We start from the raw sequence: 14,604 nt of genomic DNA, 5'->3' as shown, positions 1-14,604 counted from the left end.
CCGAAGATACGTCCAAAGGCATCTCGATGAAGATGCACTCGCCCGCATGCATCAACGGGCAACGCCCGACATGATGCGAAAGCGTCGATGCACCGCAGAACATCCCTTCGGCACCATCAAACGGATGATGGCAGGCGGACGTTTCCTGACCAGAAACCTCAAGGGCACCAGAACCGAAATGGCCCTCTCGGTGCTCGCCTACAACATCAGGCGCACCATAAACATAACATCAAAACCCGCATAGACCCAGAAACCAAAAGAGGCCCCGGTCAAACCGGAGCCTCCAAACGTTTCCACACAGGCTGTCAGGGTCGCCTTTGTTTTTTTGACCACACTTTGGCCGAACTCCGTTGCTTTTTGAGAGCAATTGTAAAAATCTCCTGTTCGAGCCCCTGGCCCGAAGAATCAATGAGACAGGACGATCCATATGAAAAAACTTGTTGTGGCGAGCATGCTTTGTCTCGCTGCTTTTGCAGGTAGCGAGCGCGATGCCTCTGCCGTGTCGCTGTTCGGAATCCACTTCGGAGGCCACGACACCTCCGCGCAGCCGGCGCCAAACAATGCGTATCAAAGGCAAGCCCAATATAGCGGCGCTCCGGTCGTCAAAGTTCAGAGCAGCGACGCCGAGGTTCGCCTGCAGCGGCTCGAGGACCAGCTGCGCCAGTTGAACGGCCGCGTCGAGGAAATGAGTTATCAGCTGCTGCAAATGCAGGAACAGATCCGCAAGGCGCAGGAAGACAACGAGTTCCGCTTCCAGCAGATCGAGAAGCGTGGCGGCAGTGCGCCGGCCGGCGGCACGATGAAGAAGAGTGAGGCCGATGTGCCGGCTCAGGGCACCGGCGGGAAGCAGGATGACGTTGCCAATGTCATCAGCGATTCCCAGAGCGGCAATGCGGCTTCGCCGCGTGGCGCCGGCGCGGGCAAACCGGCGTCCCAGCTCGGCTCGATCCAGTTCGATCAGAACGGCAGCGAAGTCGGCAGTTCGAATACCGGGACCGATAATGGTTCCGGTGCGCCGCCCAGCGCGGGCTCTGGAACGCAAACGGCGTCGCTCGGCAACGAGAACGATCAATACAAGGCCGCCTACGGCCACGTCCTGTCCGGCGACTACAGCGTCGCCGAACGGGAATTCCGCCAGTATATCGACAGCTACCCGAGCAGCTCGCGGTCTGCGGATGCGAATTTCTGGCTCGGCGAAGCCCTCTATTCCCAGGGCAAGTACAATGAAGCCGCCAAGACTTTTCTGAATGCCCATCAGAAGTACAGCACGTCGGAAAAGGCGCCTGAAATGCTTCTGAAGCTCGGCATGTCGCTTGCCGCGCTCGACAACAAGGACACCGCCTGCGCCACGCTTCGCGAAGTGGGCAAGCGCTATCCGAAGGCTTCGAAGGCCGTTACCAGCAAGGTCGCAAGCGAACAGAAGCGGCTTGCTTGCTGAACCCCATGTCCAACGTCGCTGTGACCGGTGCAGCCACAGCCCTTGTGCCTGAAGTCGCCGCAGCCGAGTTTCTCCATTCGCTTGTAACGCCTGCTCATATTCTGGTCGCCATTTCCGGCGGCAGCGATTCCACTGGGCTGCTGATCGCGCTCGCCGAGCAGCTGAAATCTTTTCCCCGCTCCGATATCACTCTTTCCGCCGCGACCATCGATCATGGCTTGCGCGCCGCTGGCGCCGACGAGGCCCGAGAGGTCGCCTCAGTCTGTGCCGCGCGCGGCATTCCTCATTTCATTCGTCGCTGGGACGGCGAAAAGCCGAAGAGCGGCATCATGGCTGCTGCCCGCGAGGCGCGCTACCAGTTGCTCGCGGATCTCGCCCGCGAAATCTCGGCTGATGTGATCGTTACCGCCCATACGGCTGACGACCAGCGCGAGACGATCGTCATGCGCGCGGAGCGCCAAAGCGGCGGGGGCGGGGATGAAACTCGCACCGGCATCGCCGATGCAATGCTGTTCGATCGTCGTATCTGGATCGTCAGGCCCTTCCTGGCCTGCCGGCGCATGGATATCCGCGCCTATCTCGAAGGGCGTGGCGTGTCCTGGCTCGATGACCCCAGCAATGAGGATATCCGCTACGAGCGCGTGCGGACACGCATGCGTTTGGCCGTGGACCCCGTGGTTGCAGTCCCCGCAGATGACGGTGCGAATCGCGTCTTGCTTTCCGGCAAGGCGGCGTTGTGGCTGGACGAGCATGTGACCATTCATGCCGATGCGCTCTGCGTCATCGACCGGGCCGGTCTATCCGGAGACGCGGCTGCTGTCGGCTACGCCCTCTCTTATCTTACGGCCGTCTTCGGCGGGGACGTCTATGGGCCTGGTCGCCAGCAAATGCAGCGCATTCTCGATTTCGTGAACAGCGGGATGCCGGGGCGCCGCACGGCGGGTGGGGTGGTTTTCGACCTACGCCGTGAGACGCTTTGCCTCATGCGGGAAAGCCGCAACATCAAGCCGCTGACTCTGATGCAGGGTGCCAGCGGCATTTGGGATGGTCGTTTTGAGGTGACCAATCGAGGCTCGACGACGATTTGCGTCCAAGCGGCCGGTGCGGATAGTGCACTGATTTTTCCGCCGAATTTGCCGCGGGCGGCAGTGCGGCGGGCTCGGGCTGCCTTGCCTCTGATTGTATCGGATGAGGCCGGCATGGCGCCGACTGTGGCGGTCGCCCCCTATCTTGCATCCTTCGACCGCTTTTTGACACGATTCGACCTCATGTTTGCAGATCGGCTTTCGATCGCTTTTGGCCGTCAAGCCTATAGGCGGCTGCCGCTTTCGGTCATATAGACGGAAAAAGGCATGCGCCGACGCGGTTTGCCTTGGCAACGGCTTGGCGCAACCCTATGTTAGGGATCAAGTAATGCCGTCGCTTTGCGGCGGAAGTTTCAGTGCTGGGGAGTTCGATGAACCCTAATTTTCGTAATTTCGCTCTGTGGGCAATCATAGCTCTGCTGTTGATTGCTCTGTTCAGTATGTTTCAGAACGCGCCGGCACAAACAGGCTCCAGGGAAATACCTTATTCGCAGTTCCTTCGGGAAGTTGATTCCGGCCGCGTCCGTGACGTTACCGTCACCGGAAATCGCGTTGTCGGCAGCTATGTGGAAAATGGGACACCCTTCCAGACCTATGCTCCGGTCGTGGATGACAGCTTGCTTGAGCGCCTGCAAAACAAGAACATCAACATTGTCGGCCGTCCGGAGTCGGACGGATCCTCGAGCTTCCTGAGCTATCTCGGCACGTTGCTGCCGATGCTTCTGATCCTCGGTGTCTGGCTGTTCTTCATGCGGCAGATGCAGGGCGGCTCGCGCGGTGCGATGGGCTTCGGCAAGTCCAAGGCCAAGCTTCTGACGGAAGCGCATGGCCGCGTCACTTTCGAGGACGTTGCAGGCGTCGACGAGGCCAAGCAGGATCTGGAGGAAATTGTTGAATTCCTGCGCGATCCGCAGAAGTTCCAGCGTCTCGGCGGTCGTATCCCGCGCGGCGTTCTGCTTGTGGGACCTCCCGGTACGGGTAAGACGCTTCTGGCACGCGCCATCGCCGGCGAAGCTAACGTGCCGTTCTTCACCATTTCCGGTTCCGACTTTGTTGAAATGTTCGTCGGTGTCGGCGCAAGCCGCGTCCGCGACATGTTCGAGCAGGCCAAGAAGAATGCGCCCTGCATCATCTTCATCGACGAAATCGATGCCGTCGGTCGCCATCGTGGCGCCGGTCTCGGCGGCGGTAACGACGAACGCGAACAGACGCTGAACCAGTTGCTGGTCGAGATGGATGGTTTCGAGGCCAATGAAGGCATCATCCTGATCGCGGCCACCAACCGTCCCGACGTTCTCGACCCCGCGCTGCTGCGTCCGGGCCGTTTCGACCGCCAGGTCGTGGTTCCGAACCCGGATATCGTCGGTCGTGAGCGCATCCTCAAGGTTCATGCCCGCAACGTTCCGCTGGCTCCGAACGTCGATCTGAAGACGCTCGCCCGCGGTACGCCCGGCTTCTCCGGTGCCGATCTGATGAACCTTGTCAACGAAGCTGCTCTCATGGCCGCCCGCCGCAACAAGCGTCTGGTGACCATGCAGGAATTCGAAGATGCCAAGGACAAGATCATGATGGGCGCCGAGCGCCGTTCTTCGGCGATGACCGAAGCGGAAAAGAAGCTCACCGCCTACCACGAGGCTGGCCATGCGATCACGGCGCTCTATGTCGATCTCGCTGATCCGCTGCACAAGGCGACCATCATTCCGCGCGGTCGTGCGCTCGGCATGGTCATGCAGCTCCCCGAGGGCGATCGTTACTCGATGAGCTACAAGTGGATGGTGTCGCGCCTCTGCATCATGATGGGCGGCCGCGTCGCGGAAGAGCTGACCTTCGGCAAGGAGAACATCACCTCCGGTGCGTCCTCCGATATCGAGCAGGCCACCAAGCTTGCCCGCGCGATGGTGACCCAGTGGGGCTTCTCCGATGAACTCGGCCTGGTTGCCTATGGCGAAAACCAGCAGGAAGTTTTCCTCGGTCATTCCGTCTCGCAGTCCAAGAACGTTTCGGAAGCGACTGCGCAGACGATCGACAACGAAGTGCGCCGCCTGATCGACCAGGCTTATCATCAGGCCAAGGATATCCTTACCGAACAGCATGATGGCTTCGTGGCGATCGCCGAAGGCCTCCTCGAATACGAGACGCTGACCGGCGAAGAGATCAAGGCGCTGATCCGCGGTGAAAAGCCGGCGCGCGATCTCGGTGACGACACGCCACCGAGCCGGGGTTCGGCAGTGCCGAAGACCGGCGCGAAGAAGGATGGCCCGCTCGGCACCAAGGGCGATGAAGCTGAAGGCGGTTTTGAACCTCAGCCACGCTGACGCACGGAGCCGATTGAATATGCAAACGAAGAGGCCAGTTCTCCTTTGAATAGGGACCTGGCCTCTTTTTGATGAATGAGGGTAACGAACTGGAGCTGAGGTTGCAGCCGATGGTAGACCGAACATCGAAAATGACCAGAGTGCTGCACTCCGTAAGCCGACGCTGCCTTACTGAAGATCGGATATCTCTGTGCGTAAAGTATCGGTGATCCTCAGTTCAACGATTACCTGCCCGACCTGCCGCTTTACGGCGACCGAAATCATGCCGACAGACGCCTGCCAGCATTTCTATGATTGCAAGGGCTGCGGCGCCATCCTTCGGCCGAAGCCCGGCGACTGTTGTGTGTTCTGTTCATACGGAACCGTTCCTTGCCCGCCGGTCCAGGCGCAGGAAGGGCAACGCCGTTAAGGATGTGCGAGGGTAGTACAGGTTTTCAACTGCTGCCATACCAACGGTCACCGCATTTACACCGATAGACTAGGAGGCTGGTTCCGTTTCATTGGGGATCAGCCTTTTTTAGTGCTTATTAATGGTAACGCGTTGTAATACGCTTTCTTGGTAATTTACGTGCCGAGTTTTGCAATCTATGGCATGAGCCTCAAGCATCGATGTTCGCGCCGCCTACTGAATTCAGTGGAGGTGAACGGGATGCCGCAGTCCCACAGAGGGACGCTGCAATCACGGGAGTGCATATGAAACGTCGCTATTTCGGAACCGACGGAATTCGCGGTCAATCCAATACCTATCCGATGACGCCGGATCTTGCCATGCGCGTGGGTATCGCTGCAGGCACGATCTTCCAGCGAGGCAGTCACCGTCACCGAGTGGTCATCGGCAAGGACACGCGTCTTTCCGGATATATGCTGGAGAACGCGATGGTCGCGGGCTTCACGGCCGCCGGCGTTGATGCCTTCGTTCTCGGGCCTATTCCGACGCCTGCCGTCGCGATGCTGACGCGTTCGCTGCGCGCCGATATCGGTGTCATGATTTCCGCCTCTCACAATCCGTACGAAGACAACGGCATCAAGCTTTTCGGCCCCGATGGCTACAAGCTGTCCGACGATCTTGAAATGAAGATCGAGGACATGCTCGATAGAGATATTTCGGAGCATCTTGCCAAGGCCGAGAATATTGGCCGCGCAAAGCGTGTCGACGGCGTCCACGACCGCTATATCGAACACGTCAAGCGAACGCTGCCCCGCGACGTCACGCTGCAAGGGCTGCGCATCGCCATCGATTGCGCCAATGGTGCCGCCTACAAGGTTGCCCCGGCCGCCCTTTGGGAGCTTGGTGCCGAGGTCGTGACGATCGGTAACGAGCCGAACGGCACGAATATCAATCTGAATTGCGGCTCCACCAGCCCGGTGGCGTTGCAGAAGAAGGTGGACGAAGTGCGTGCCGACATCGGCATCGCGCTGGATGGCGACGCCGACCGCGTCATCATCGTCGACGAAGCCGGCACGATCATCGATGGCGATCAACTGATGGCCGTTATCGCCGAAAGCTGGGCCGAGAGCCAGCTGTTGCGTGGCAATGGCATCGTGGCGACCGTCATGTCCAACCTTGGTCTGGAACGCTTCCTGGACGAGCGCGGCCTGTCGCTCGCCCGCACGGCCGTCGGCGACCGCTATGTCGTCGAGCACATGCGCCAGAACAATTTCAATGTCGGCGGCGAGCAATCCGGCCATATCGTACTTTCCGATTATGGGACGACCGGCGACGGCCTCGTCGCCGCCCTGCAGATCCTTGCCGCGGTGAAGCGCACCGGCAAACCCGTCAGCGAAGTCTGCCGCCGTTTCGAGCCGGTGCCGCAATTGCTGCGCAACGTACGTATTTCCGGTGGCAGGCCGCTGGAAGACAGTCAGGTGCGCAAAGCGATTGCCGATGCCGAAAGCGAACTTGCCCGCAATGGCCGCCTGGTGATCCGCCCGTCCGGCACAGAGCCGTTGATCCGCGTTATGGCGGAGGGCGACGATCGCAGCCAGATCGAACGTATCGTCGGCGGGCTGATCGACGTCATCTCGAGCGTGCGCACTGCCGCCTGAGCGGCAGATCGGACATCATCGTCAATATCAGATCGACGGCCGCCTCTATCGAAGGCGGCCGCGCTGCTTTCCGGCGCTGGTTGCGGATTGTCTGCCTATTGGAACATTTCGCCGGGATAGGCGCCCCAGAGCTTGTCCTGTCTGATATAGCCTCGCGCCGAATGCTCCCTGACGGAAACGCGGCACCAGGTCCCGGTACAGGAGTGCAGTGAAAGCAGTACGCGCGGTTGCAACTGGGCAACCGGCGTGTCGGTCGGTTCCGGATCGGCGCGCAGCACGGCATTCTTCGTCAGCCAAGGCGCCACGATGGCCATGCGTGCTCCGGAGAGGAGGGCGCTGTGCATCCATCCGGTTGCGCCGGTATAGTCGCGAACCTGCCGCCAATGGCCATATTCGTCGATGACTTCCATCGGAAGGCCAGGCTTCATGTAGATCCATTTCGTCGCATAGATCGTCGATGGGCCGACCCGCATGCGCGCCTTATGGGCCTTTACTGAAACGAAGCGAGGGATCGGCAATCCCGTTTCGCGCCCCTTGTTCCATGCCGTGGCGGCGACGGGCTGTACCGGCATCGCATAAGCCACAGCGACGAAGCCCAGGAAGGCGAAGATCAGGCACAGGCTGGCGCATATTTTCCGTTGATACGTCAGTAACTTCCTCCTGAGTTGACTCCCGGCGGCTGCACTGTAACGGTCGGATTCTTGCCAATTGGTTTAGAGATTTCTGTATGACCGCCCGCCCAAATCTATGCTTTGCGCCGTGTGAGGCGAGAGGGGGCGCCCGTATCTCTTTCTCTTTGTTGGTGATTTAATATTATCTAATATAAAGGACAGAGTATAAGCCTTCAGTAAAACAGGGTAAATATTCGTAGTTAATCAGGTTTTAACTCCTTTTCTTCATTATTCCGGCCAGGTCTTTTCGGTTGGCAAGCATTTGCTGCGCCAATGACAAGAAATTTGGAGCCAAAGCCATGATGAAAACCGTGATCGGCGCACTTGCCAGTTTGCTTGTCGGCACGTCAGCCTTTTCTGCAGATCTTTATACGCCAGAGCCGCAGCCGCAGCCGGAGGTGGTTGTCGCCCAGTCCAGCGGTTGGTATCTGCGCGGCGACGTCGGCTACGCCTTTGCGAACCTACGCGGCGCGAACTACTTCCAAGGGTCCAATGCCAGCCTGGTGGATTTCGACAGCGCGAAGCTCGATGGCAACTTCACACTCGGCGGCGGTGTCGGTTATCAGATCAACAATTATCTCCGGACTGATGTGACGCTGGACTATCTCTTCAAGTCCGACTTCAAGGGCTCGACGAAGGGCGATTGCGGCGCCTGCGGCCCGGATTTCACGGCTGTGCCTGCGACCTCTCGCGACCTTGCCTCGATGACGGCTTACAGCTTGCTCGCCAACGCCTATGTCGATCTCGGCACCTACAGCGTATTTACGCCCTATGTCGGCGCAGGTATCGGCGGCACCTATGTCAAATGGGACAAGCTGAACAACACGTCTTGCTCGGATGCCAATCCGGACTCGTGCGACGGATCCGTCAACCATAATGGCCGCGGCAGCTGGCGCTTCACCTATGCGTTGATGGCCGGTACGTCGATCGACCTGAGCTGCAACCTCAAGGCTGACGTTGGCTATCGTTACCGCCATATCCAGGGCGGCGACATGTTCGGCTATGCGGAAAATGGCGGTCCTGGCTACGACAAGGGCATCAACCTGCACGAAGCCCGCATCGGTGCCCGCTACACCTTCGGCGGTTGCCAGACTGCAAGCTACATGCCGCCGGCCGATATCCCGGTCCAGCCGGTCTACAAGTAAGCGCCTTTCGCATAAGATATTGAAAAGCCGCCCGGTTTCCCTCCGGGCGGCCTTTGCTTTTCTATCTCTCCGTTAAGCAAATTTCCCCTGCTTTAAACCTTCATTAACCATGAATTCCCTATGGTTAATGAAATGAGAATGGCGGCCTCCCGGTCATGAGCTCACTTTCGAGCTCTTGCCAGGCAACAAAGGCCTGCAATTCGATAGGCGGGCATCCGCACTTGGATGGAAGGCGAGGGGTAATGATCCGTTTTGACGCTTTGGCGCTGGCCGCAGCGATGGCAGGCGCATCGGCCGGTGCTGCCCTTGCCGGCGAAGCGCCGCCCGAGATCAAGATGGCCGAAGTGAGCGTCAAGGATGCGAAGGGGTGGTACGTGCGCGGCGATCTCGGTTACGCCGTCAATGCCAGCCGCAGCGCCACGACATTGCGCACCTACGATCCGGCCGGCGGCAGCTATAGTTCGGGTCGCTTCGATTCCAACCGCTTCGGCGGCGACTTTTCCGGCGGGCTGGGTGTCGGCTATCAGTTCAACGACTTGTTCCGTGCAGACGTCACCGGCGACTTCTTCAGCGACGATTTCAATGGCCGTATCTCGAGCGATATGCCCTGCTCCGGCGGAGCGGGAGGTACCAGTTGCTCCACGAAGGCGCGCTCTTCCTTCAGGGCGGGCAGCCTGATGGTGAACGGCTATGTCGATCTTGGAACCGTGGCCGGTCTCACACCCTATGTCGGCGCCGGTCTCGGCGCGACGCGGGTTTCCTGGAGCAGCGTCAATGCGATCGGTTCATGCGTCGACGGCATTTCGGGTTGCGGCGGCGCGGCCTCTGTCAGTACGCGCTATGCCGGGGACAGCGATTGGCGCATGACCTATGCCTTGATGGCTGGCGTTGCCTACGAGGTTGCGCCGAACGTAAAGGTCGATCTTGGCTATCGTTTCTCCCATATCGCGGGCGGCGACATGTTCGGCGCTTCCGCTGCTGATTCGGCGGCGGGCGCCGGCACGATGGGTCGCGATGGCGCGCTGTCGCGTCATGAAATAAGGATAGGTCTCCGGATCACCACCTGGTAGACCGAGTAGCTACCGCTTCGTCAGAACATAGGCCATGCGCCGGAAGAAATCCGAAACACGAAACAGGTGCGCGGGTATCCGCCGCAACGCTGAAGATTTGGCGGCACGATAGTCGCGGCGCCAGCCGACCATCGTGATCCCCTTCAATTGGCTAAAGCCGACGATATTGGTGCGGGTGGTGAATATGGAGATCCGCGTGTCCCAGCCGCGTTCGATGGCGACATCCCAGGGGAGGGACATGACGGTCAGCGATTTCACGATTCTCTCGGCGCCGTTGCGCGTGACGAGATAGCATGCCGTCGAACCCTGGGGACCGAAAAGGCAACGGCCGATAACGTCTCCCTTTTGACTGCTCGCCATCTCGCGAAAGCCGTGCCAACGATGATTGACGAATTTGATCAGATCGGCCGCGGGTGCTGCCTCTTTGGCTGCCATGGCGCGATCAAGGAAATCCCCACCCAGAGCGACGTCATCTTCAATGATGACGGCTATTTCGTCGCTGCTGGCCAGAAATTGGCGCAACGCCATCATGTGGCTTCGGTAGCAGCCGTATTCACCGGGCAGGATGGTTCTGCCATGCCGTCGTTGAAAGCGTGCATGGTCGACGTCGATCCATTGCGCGCGGGGGATGAGCGCGCCGTCAACGCCATTGATGCGCTCGAACCGGAAACCGAATTCACTGCTCTGCCGCTGGATTTCCGCCAGCCTATCCGCCGCGCGGTCGATGTTGATCAGATAGATTGGTATAGGCTGGGCGGGCTGAAGAGGGGCTTTGGCGAGCGCAGTTACGGACATCGAGCACACTTGTTATCTTCCGGTGGCGCCAATCAGTCGGCGCCGACCTGATATGAGTACGGGTCGCCACGGAAACCAGCTTTGTGCGGCTAAACTTAATTTGATTGCATTGCGTGTAGGTTGCCACCATCAAGCTTTCTCCGCGAATTGGTGAAGTGGTGGCACCGGTTGCATTTTGCTATTGCGCTTACGAGCGGCTTCCCATATACCCGGCGGCGGGACACCCTTCCCCAACGAAGGGCTTTCTATCTGAGAGGATAGCATCATGACTAAGCTCGCCAAGCCGGACATCCGTCCGAACAATACCCATTTCTCTTCTGGCCCCTGCTCGAAGCGCCCCGGTTGGACGCTCGACGCTCTTTCCGATGCGGCTCTTGGCCGTTCGCACCGCGCGAAGGTCGGCAAAGCCAAGCTGAAGCAGGCCATTGATCTTACTCGCGAAATTCTTGAAGTGCCGGCGGATTACCGCATCGGCATCGTTCCGGCTTCCGACACCGGCGCCGTCGAAATGGCGCTGTGGTCGCTGCTCGGCGAACGCGGCGTCGATATGGTCGCCTGGGAAAGCTTCGGTGCCGGCTGGGTCACCGACGTCGTCAAGCAGCTGAAGCTCAAGGACGTCCGCAAGCTCGAAGCCGGTTACGGCGAGCTCCCTGATCTTTCCACGATCGATTTTGATCGTGACGTGGTCTTCACCTGGAACGGCACCACCTCCGGCGTTCGCGTTCCGAACGGCGATTTCATCCCTGCCGACCGCAAGGGCCTGACGATCTGCGACGCCACCTCGGCGGCTTTCGCTCAGAACCTCGATTTTGCCAAGCTCGACGTCGTCACCTTCTCCTGGCAGAAGGTTCTGGGCGGCGAGGGCGCACATGGCGTCATCATCCTGTCGCCGCGCGCCGTCGAGCGCCTGACCACCTATCAGCCGGCCTGGCCGCTGCCGAAGATCTTCCGCATGACAAGCGGCGGCAAGCTGATCGAAGGCATCTTTACCGGTGAGACGATCAACACGCCTTCGATGCTCTGCGTTGAAGACTACATCGATGCTTTGCTTTGGGCGAAGGACCTCGGCGGCCTGACGGCGCTGATCGGCCGTGCCGATGCCAACGCCAAGGTCATCCATGACTTCGTTGCTGCCAACGACTGGATCGCCAATCTCGCCGTCAAGGCCGAGACGGAATCCAACACCTCCGTCTGCCTGAAGATCGTCGACAAGGATGTTGCCGCTCTCGACGAAGACGGTCAGGCGAATTTCGCCAAGGGTCTGGTCGCGCTCCTCGAAAAGGAAGGCGTCGCCTATGACGTCGGCCACTATCGCGACGCACCGTCGGGCCTGCGCATCTGGGCAGGTGCAACGATCGAAGCTGCCGATATGCAGAAGCTGATGCCCTGGCTCGCCTGGGCGTTCGAAACGCAGAAGGCAACGCTCTCCCAGGCTGCTGCCTAAGGCTTGAAGCGTCATGGCTCCGCCGGAGAGGCGGAGCCCAGCATCTCGAAATTCTCGTTGTTTTCATGCAATTCCGACCGGAAAACCGTTTCGCATTTTCCTGGAATTGCTCGTCTTAGCTGACCTTTTTCAGGAGGCCTCCATGGCACCTCGCGTTCTCGTATCCGACGAACTGTCGGAAACCGCCGTCCAGATCTTCCGCGATCGCGGCGTCGAAGTCGATTTCCAGCCGCAGCTTGGCAAGGACAAGGACAAGCTGTTCGAAATCATCGGCAATTACGATGGTCTCGCCATCCGTTCAGCCACCAAGGTGACCGAGAAGATCATCGAAGCGGCCAAGAACCTCAAGGTCGTTGGCCGTGCCGGTATCGGTGTCGACAATGTCGACATCCCGGCCGCTTCGCGCCGCGGCATCATCGTCATGAACACGCCGTTCGGCAATTCGATCACGACGGCTGAACACGCCATCGCGCTGATGTTTGCCGTTGCTCGTCAGCTTCCGTCTGCCGATGCCTCGACCCAGGCTGGCAAGTGGGAAAAGTCGAAGTTCATGGGTGTCGAAATCACCGGCAAGACGCTCGGCGTCATCGGTGCCGGCAACATCGGCTCGATCGTGATTGCCCGCGCCATCGGCCTGAAGATGCATGTCGTTGCCTATGACCCGTTCCTGTCCAAGGAGCGCGCCGAGGAAATGGGCGTCACCAAAGTCGAGCTCGACGAGCTCTTCGCCCGCGCCGACTTCATCACGCTGCACGTGCCGCTGACCGACAAGACCCGCAACATCATCGACGCCACTGCCATTGCGAAGATGAGGCAAGGCGTTCGCATCATCAACTGCGCCCGTGGTGGACTGGTCGATGAGGCGGCCCTTGCTGCCGCCATCAAGTCGGGCCATGTCGCTGGTGCCGCATTCGACGTCTTCGAAGTCGAGCCTGCCAAGGAAAGCCCGCTGTTCGGCCTGCCGAACGTCGTCTGCACGCCGCATCTCGGCGCCTCCACAACGGAAGCGCAGGAAAACGTCGCTCTGCAGGTCGCCGAACAGATGGCGGATTATCTCGTCAAGGGTGCGGTTTCCAACGCCATCAACATGCCCTCGATCACCGCCGAAGAAGCGCCGATTCTGAAGCCGTTCATCAAGCTCGCAGATGTTCTCGGCGCCTTCGTCGGCCAGGTCACGGAAGATCCGATCAAGGAAATCGAGATTCTCTATGATGGCGTGACGGCCGGCATGAACACGAAGGCTCTGACAAGCGCATTGCTCGCCGGCCTGATCCGCAATCAGGTCGCCGACGTCAACATGGTTTCGGCGCCGATCATGATCAAGGAAAAGGGCATCGTGCTTGCGGAAGTCAAGCGCGACAAGACCGGTGTCTATGACGGCTACATCAAGCTGACTGTCACCACCGACAGCATGACGCGCTCGGTTGCCGGTACCGTCTTCTCGGACGGCAAGCCGCGCTTCATCCAGATCAAGGGCATCAACCTCGACGCCGACGTGGGCAACCACATGATCTATATCGCCAATACCGACGTTCCCGGCATGATCGGCTTCATCGGTACGACGCTCGGCTCCGCCGGCGTCAACATCGCGAACTTCCAGCTCGGTCGCGACAAGCAGGGCGGCGATGCCATCGCATTGCTCTATGTCGACGGCCCGCTCAGCGACGATGTGCTTGCCAAGCTGACCGCGCATCAGGCTATTCGTCAAGCAAAGCCGCTGGTGTTCGCAGTCGACTAGGCTGGCCTGCCTTCGAAGGGCGGCAGCCGCAGAGTGCGCTCCTCCCAAGAGCCAATCCGAAAGCCCGGTGCGACGCGAGTTGCGCCGGGCTTTCTTCGTGGTTGTGAGGGTTGTGGATAAGCTCGGCTCGCAGACTATCGGAGGCGGCCAAACACGCCTATTTCTTGTGTCATGGAGGCTTTGCGGAAGAACATTCTCGGGGAAGGGATGGGCACGCCGATCGAATGGCTGGCCAAGCCCGTTTCCGTGGCGATCGTGCTGTTTGCGCGGGCCATTACCGCAGTGAGAGCCATCTGGCCCGAGAGCGGCGCCCGCGCCCGTCATTGCGTCTATTTCGCCAACCATTCCAGCCATGGTGACTTTATCCTGATCTGGACTGTCCTGCCGCCGCGGCTGCGCCGCCGCGTTCGCCCGGTGGCCGGCGCCGACTATTGGCTGAAGTCGCCGCTGAACAGCTTCATCGGGAGGGACGTCTTCAACGCCGTGCTGATCGAGCGGGATCGCGAGGCGCGCAAGGAGGATCCGGTCACGCAAATGACGCGGGCGCTCGACGCCGGCTCTTCCCTGATCCTGTTTCCGGAAGGCACCCGCAACCTGACCGAGGCGCCGCTGCAGCCTTTCAAGAGCGGGCTCTTCCATCTCGCGCAAGTGCGCCCGGATATCGATCTCGTTCCCGTCTGGATCGACAACCTCAATCGCGTCATGCCCAAGGGCGAGTTCGTGCCTATTCCGCTGATCTGTACCGTCACCTTCGGCGAGGCGCTGCATATTGGCGAGATCGAGGAGAAGGCGGATTTCCTGGCGAGAGCCGAAGCGGCGCTGCTGGCGCTTGCGCCCAAACGGGCGGGAGACTGAGC

General features: G+C 59.9%; 13 protein-coding genes. 11 read left to right on the top strand and 2 right to left on the bottom strand.

Annotation, left to right across the window (positions count from 1 at the left end; genetic code table 11):
• The 6 genes from GA0061102_RS14185 to glmM form a co-directional block, all read left to right on the top strand.
• Positions 1–244: transposase (locus tag GA0061102_RS14185; RefSeq protein WP_139115060.1), on the top strand; the 244-nt coding region annotated here is incomplete at its 5' end.
• A 183-nt stretch (positions 245–427) separates the two neighbouring features.
• Complete coding sequence (ybgF, locus tag GA0061102_RS14180; RefSeq protein WP_092848874.1) at positions 428–1,438, top strand: tol-pal system protein YbgF; 1,011 nt, start codon at positions 428–430, stop codon at positions 1,436–1,438.
• 5 nt (positions 1,439–1,443) lie between these two features.
• Positions 1,444–2,778: a tRNA lysidine(34) synthetase TilS gene (gene tilS, locus GA0061102_RS14175; protein WP_092848867.1), complete on the top strand. Its 1,335-nt coding sequence runs from the start codon at positions 1,444–1,446 to the stop codon at positions 2,776–2,778.
• Between the two features lie 116 nt (positions 2,779–2,894).
• Entirely contained in the window at positions 2,895–4,838 is a 1,944-nt protein-coding gene (ftsH, locus tag GA0061102_RS14170) for an ATP-dependent zinc metalloprotease FtsH (RefSeq protein ID WP_092848857.1), read from the top strand.
• A gap of 205 nt (positions 4,839–5,043) precedes the next feature.
• Positions 5,044–5,247 carry a GDCCVxC domain-containing (seleno)protein gene (locus GA0061102_RS33530; RefSeq protein ID WP_245298011.1) on the top strand — a complete coding sequence of 68 codons (204 nt, stop codon included), beginning with the start codon at positions 5,044–5,046 and terminating at the stop codon, positions 5,245–5,247.
• 284 nt (positions 5,248–5,531) lie between these two features.
• Positions 5,532–6,884, top strand: coding sequence for a phosphoglucosamine mutase (glmM, locus tag GA0061102_RS14160; RefSeq protein ID WP_037151568.1), 1,353 nt, complete (start codon positions 5,532–5,534; stop codon positions 6,882–6,884).
• A 95-nt stretch (positions 6,885–6,979) separates the two neighbouring features.
• Here glmM and GA0061102_RS14155 read toward each other — a convergent pair whose 3' ends face one another.
• The gene (locus GA0061102_RS14155; protein ID WP_245298010.1) at positions 6,980–7,456 is read right to left on the bottom strand and encodes an SH3 domain-containing protein; all 477 of its coding nucleotides are present in this window, start codon (positions 7,454–7,456) and stop codon (positions 6,980–6,982) included.
• A gap of 398 nt (positions 7,457–7,854) precedes the next feature.
• Between GA0061102_RS14155 and GA0061102_RS14150 the strand changes: the two genes are divergently transcribed.
• Together GA0061102_RS14150 and GA0061102_RS14145 are read left to right on the top strand one after the other, a co-directional pair.
• Complete coding sequence (locus GA0061102_RS14150) at positions 7,855–8,700, top strand: outer membrane protein (RefSeq protein ID WP_092848847.1); 846 nt, start codon at positions 7,855–7,857, stop codon at positions 8,698–8,700.
• A 242-nt stretch (positions 8,701–8,942) separates the two neighbouring features.
• On the top strand, positions 8,943–9,770 hold the full coding sequence (locus tag GA0061102_RS14145; protein WP_092848840.1) for an outer membrane protein: 828 nt from the start codon (positions 8,943–8,945) through the stop codon (positions 9,768–9,770).
• A 9-nt stretch (positions 9,771–9,779) separates the two neighbouring features.
• On the opposite strand, the gene GA0061102_RS14140 is transcribed toward GA0061102_RS14145, so the two are convergent.
• The gene (locus tag GA0061102_RS14140) at positions 9,780–10,565 is read right to left on the bottom strand and encodes a glycosyltransferase family 25 protein (RefSeq protein ID WP_092848837.1); all 786 of its coding nucleotides are present in this window, start codon (positions 10,563–10,565) and stop codon (positions 9,780–9,782) included.
• Positions 10,566–10,830: 265 nt separating this feature from the next.
• Between GA0061102_RS14140 and GA0061102_RS14135 the strand changes: the two genes are divergently transcribed.
• From GA0061102_RS14135 to GA0061102_RS14125, 3 genes are all read left to right on the top strand, one after another.
• The gene (locus GA0061102_RS14135) at positions 10,831–12,009 is read left to right on the top strand and encodes a phosphoserine transaminase (RefSeq protein WP_092848835.1); all 1,179 of its coding nucleotides are present in this window, start codon (positions 10,831–10,833) and stop codon (positions 12,007–12,009) included.
• Positions 12,010–12,151: 142 nt separating this feature from the next.
• Positions 12,152–13,747 carry a phosphoglycerate dehydrogenase gene (serA, locus tag GA0061102_RS14130; RefSeq protein WP_092848832.1) on the top strand — a complete coding sequence of 532 codons (1,596 nt, stop codon included), beginning with the start codon at positions 12,152–12,154 and terminating at the stop codon, positions 13,745–13,747.
• Positions 13,748–13,954: 207 nt separating this feature from the next.
• A complete protein-coding gene (locus GA0061102_RS14125) occupies positions 13,955–14,602 on the top strand; it encodes a lysophospholipid acyltransferase family protein (protein WP_092848895.1) in 648 nt (215 codons plus the stop codon).
• Positions 14,603–14,604: the final 2 nt, after the last annotated feature.

It is taken from the genome of Martinezella miluonensis (assembly GCF_900094545.1).
Taxonomy (GTDB): Bacteria; Pseudomonadota; Alphaproteobacteria; order Rhizobiales; family Rhizobiaceae; genus Rhizobium; species Rhizobium miluonense.
This window is presented reverse-complemented; position numbering and strand designations above follow the sequence as displayed.

Coding starts and splice junctions, on each gene's coding strand:
- ybgF (WP_092848874.1), top strand. CDS start 428: ATGAAAAAACTTGTTGTGGCGAGCATGCTTTGTCTCGCTGCTTTTGCA.
- tilS (WP_092848867.1), top strand. CDS start 1,444: ATGTCCAACGTCGCTGTGACCGGTGCAGCCACAGCCCTTGTGCCTGAA.
- ftsH (WP_092848857.1), top strand. CDS start 2,895: ATGAACCCTAATTTTCGTAATTTCGCTCTGTGGGCAATCATAGCTCTG.
- glmM (WP_037151568.1), top strand. CDS start 5,532: ATGAAACGTCGCTATTTCGGAACCGACGGAATTCGCGGTCAATCCAAT.
- GA0061102_RS14155 (WP_245298010.1), bottom strand. CDS start 7,456: ATGCCGGTACAGCCCGTCGCCGCCACGGCATGGAACAAGGGGCGCGAA.
- GA0061102_RS14150 (WP_092848847.1), top strand. CDS start 7,855: ATGATGAAAACCGTGATCGGCGCACTTGCCAGTTTGCTTGTCGGCACG.
- GA0061102_RS14145 (WP_092848840.1), top strand. CDS start 8,943: ATGATCCGTTTTGACGCTTTGGCGCTGGCCGCAGCGATGGCAGGCGCA.
- GA0061102_RS14140 (WP_092848837.1), bottom strand. CDS start 10,565: ATGTCCGTAACTGCGCTCGCCAAAGCCCCTCTTCAGCCCGCCCAGCCT.
- GA0061102_RS14135 (WP_092848835.1), top strand. CDS start 10,831: ATGACTAAGCTCGCCAAGCCGGACATCCGTCCGAACAATACCCATTTC.
- serA (WP_092848832.1), top strand. CDS start 12,152: ATGGCACCTCGCGTTCTCGTATCCGACGAACTGTCGGAAACCGCCGTC.
- GA0061102_RS14125 (WP_092848895.1), top strand. CDS start 13,955: ATGGGCACGCCGATCGAATGGCTGGCCAAGCCCGTTTCCGTGGCGATC.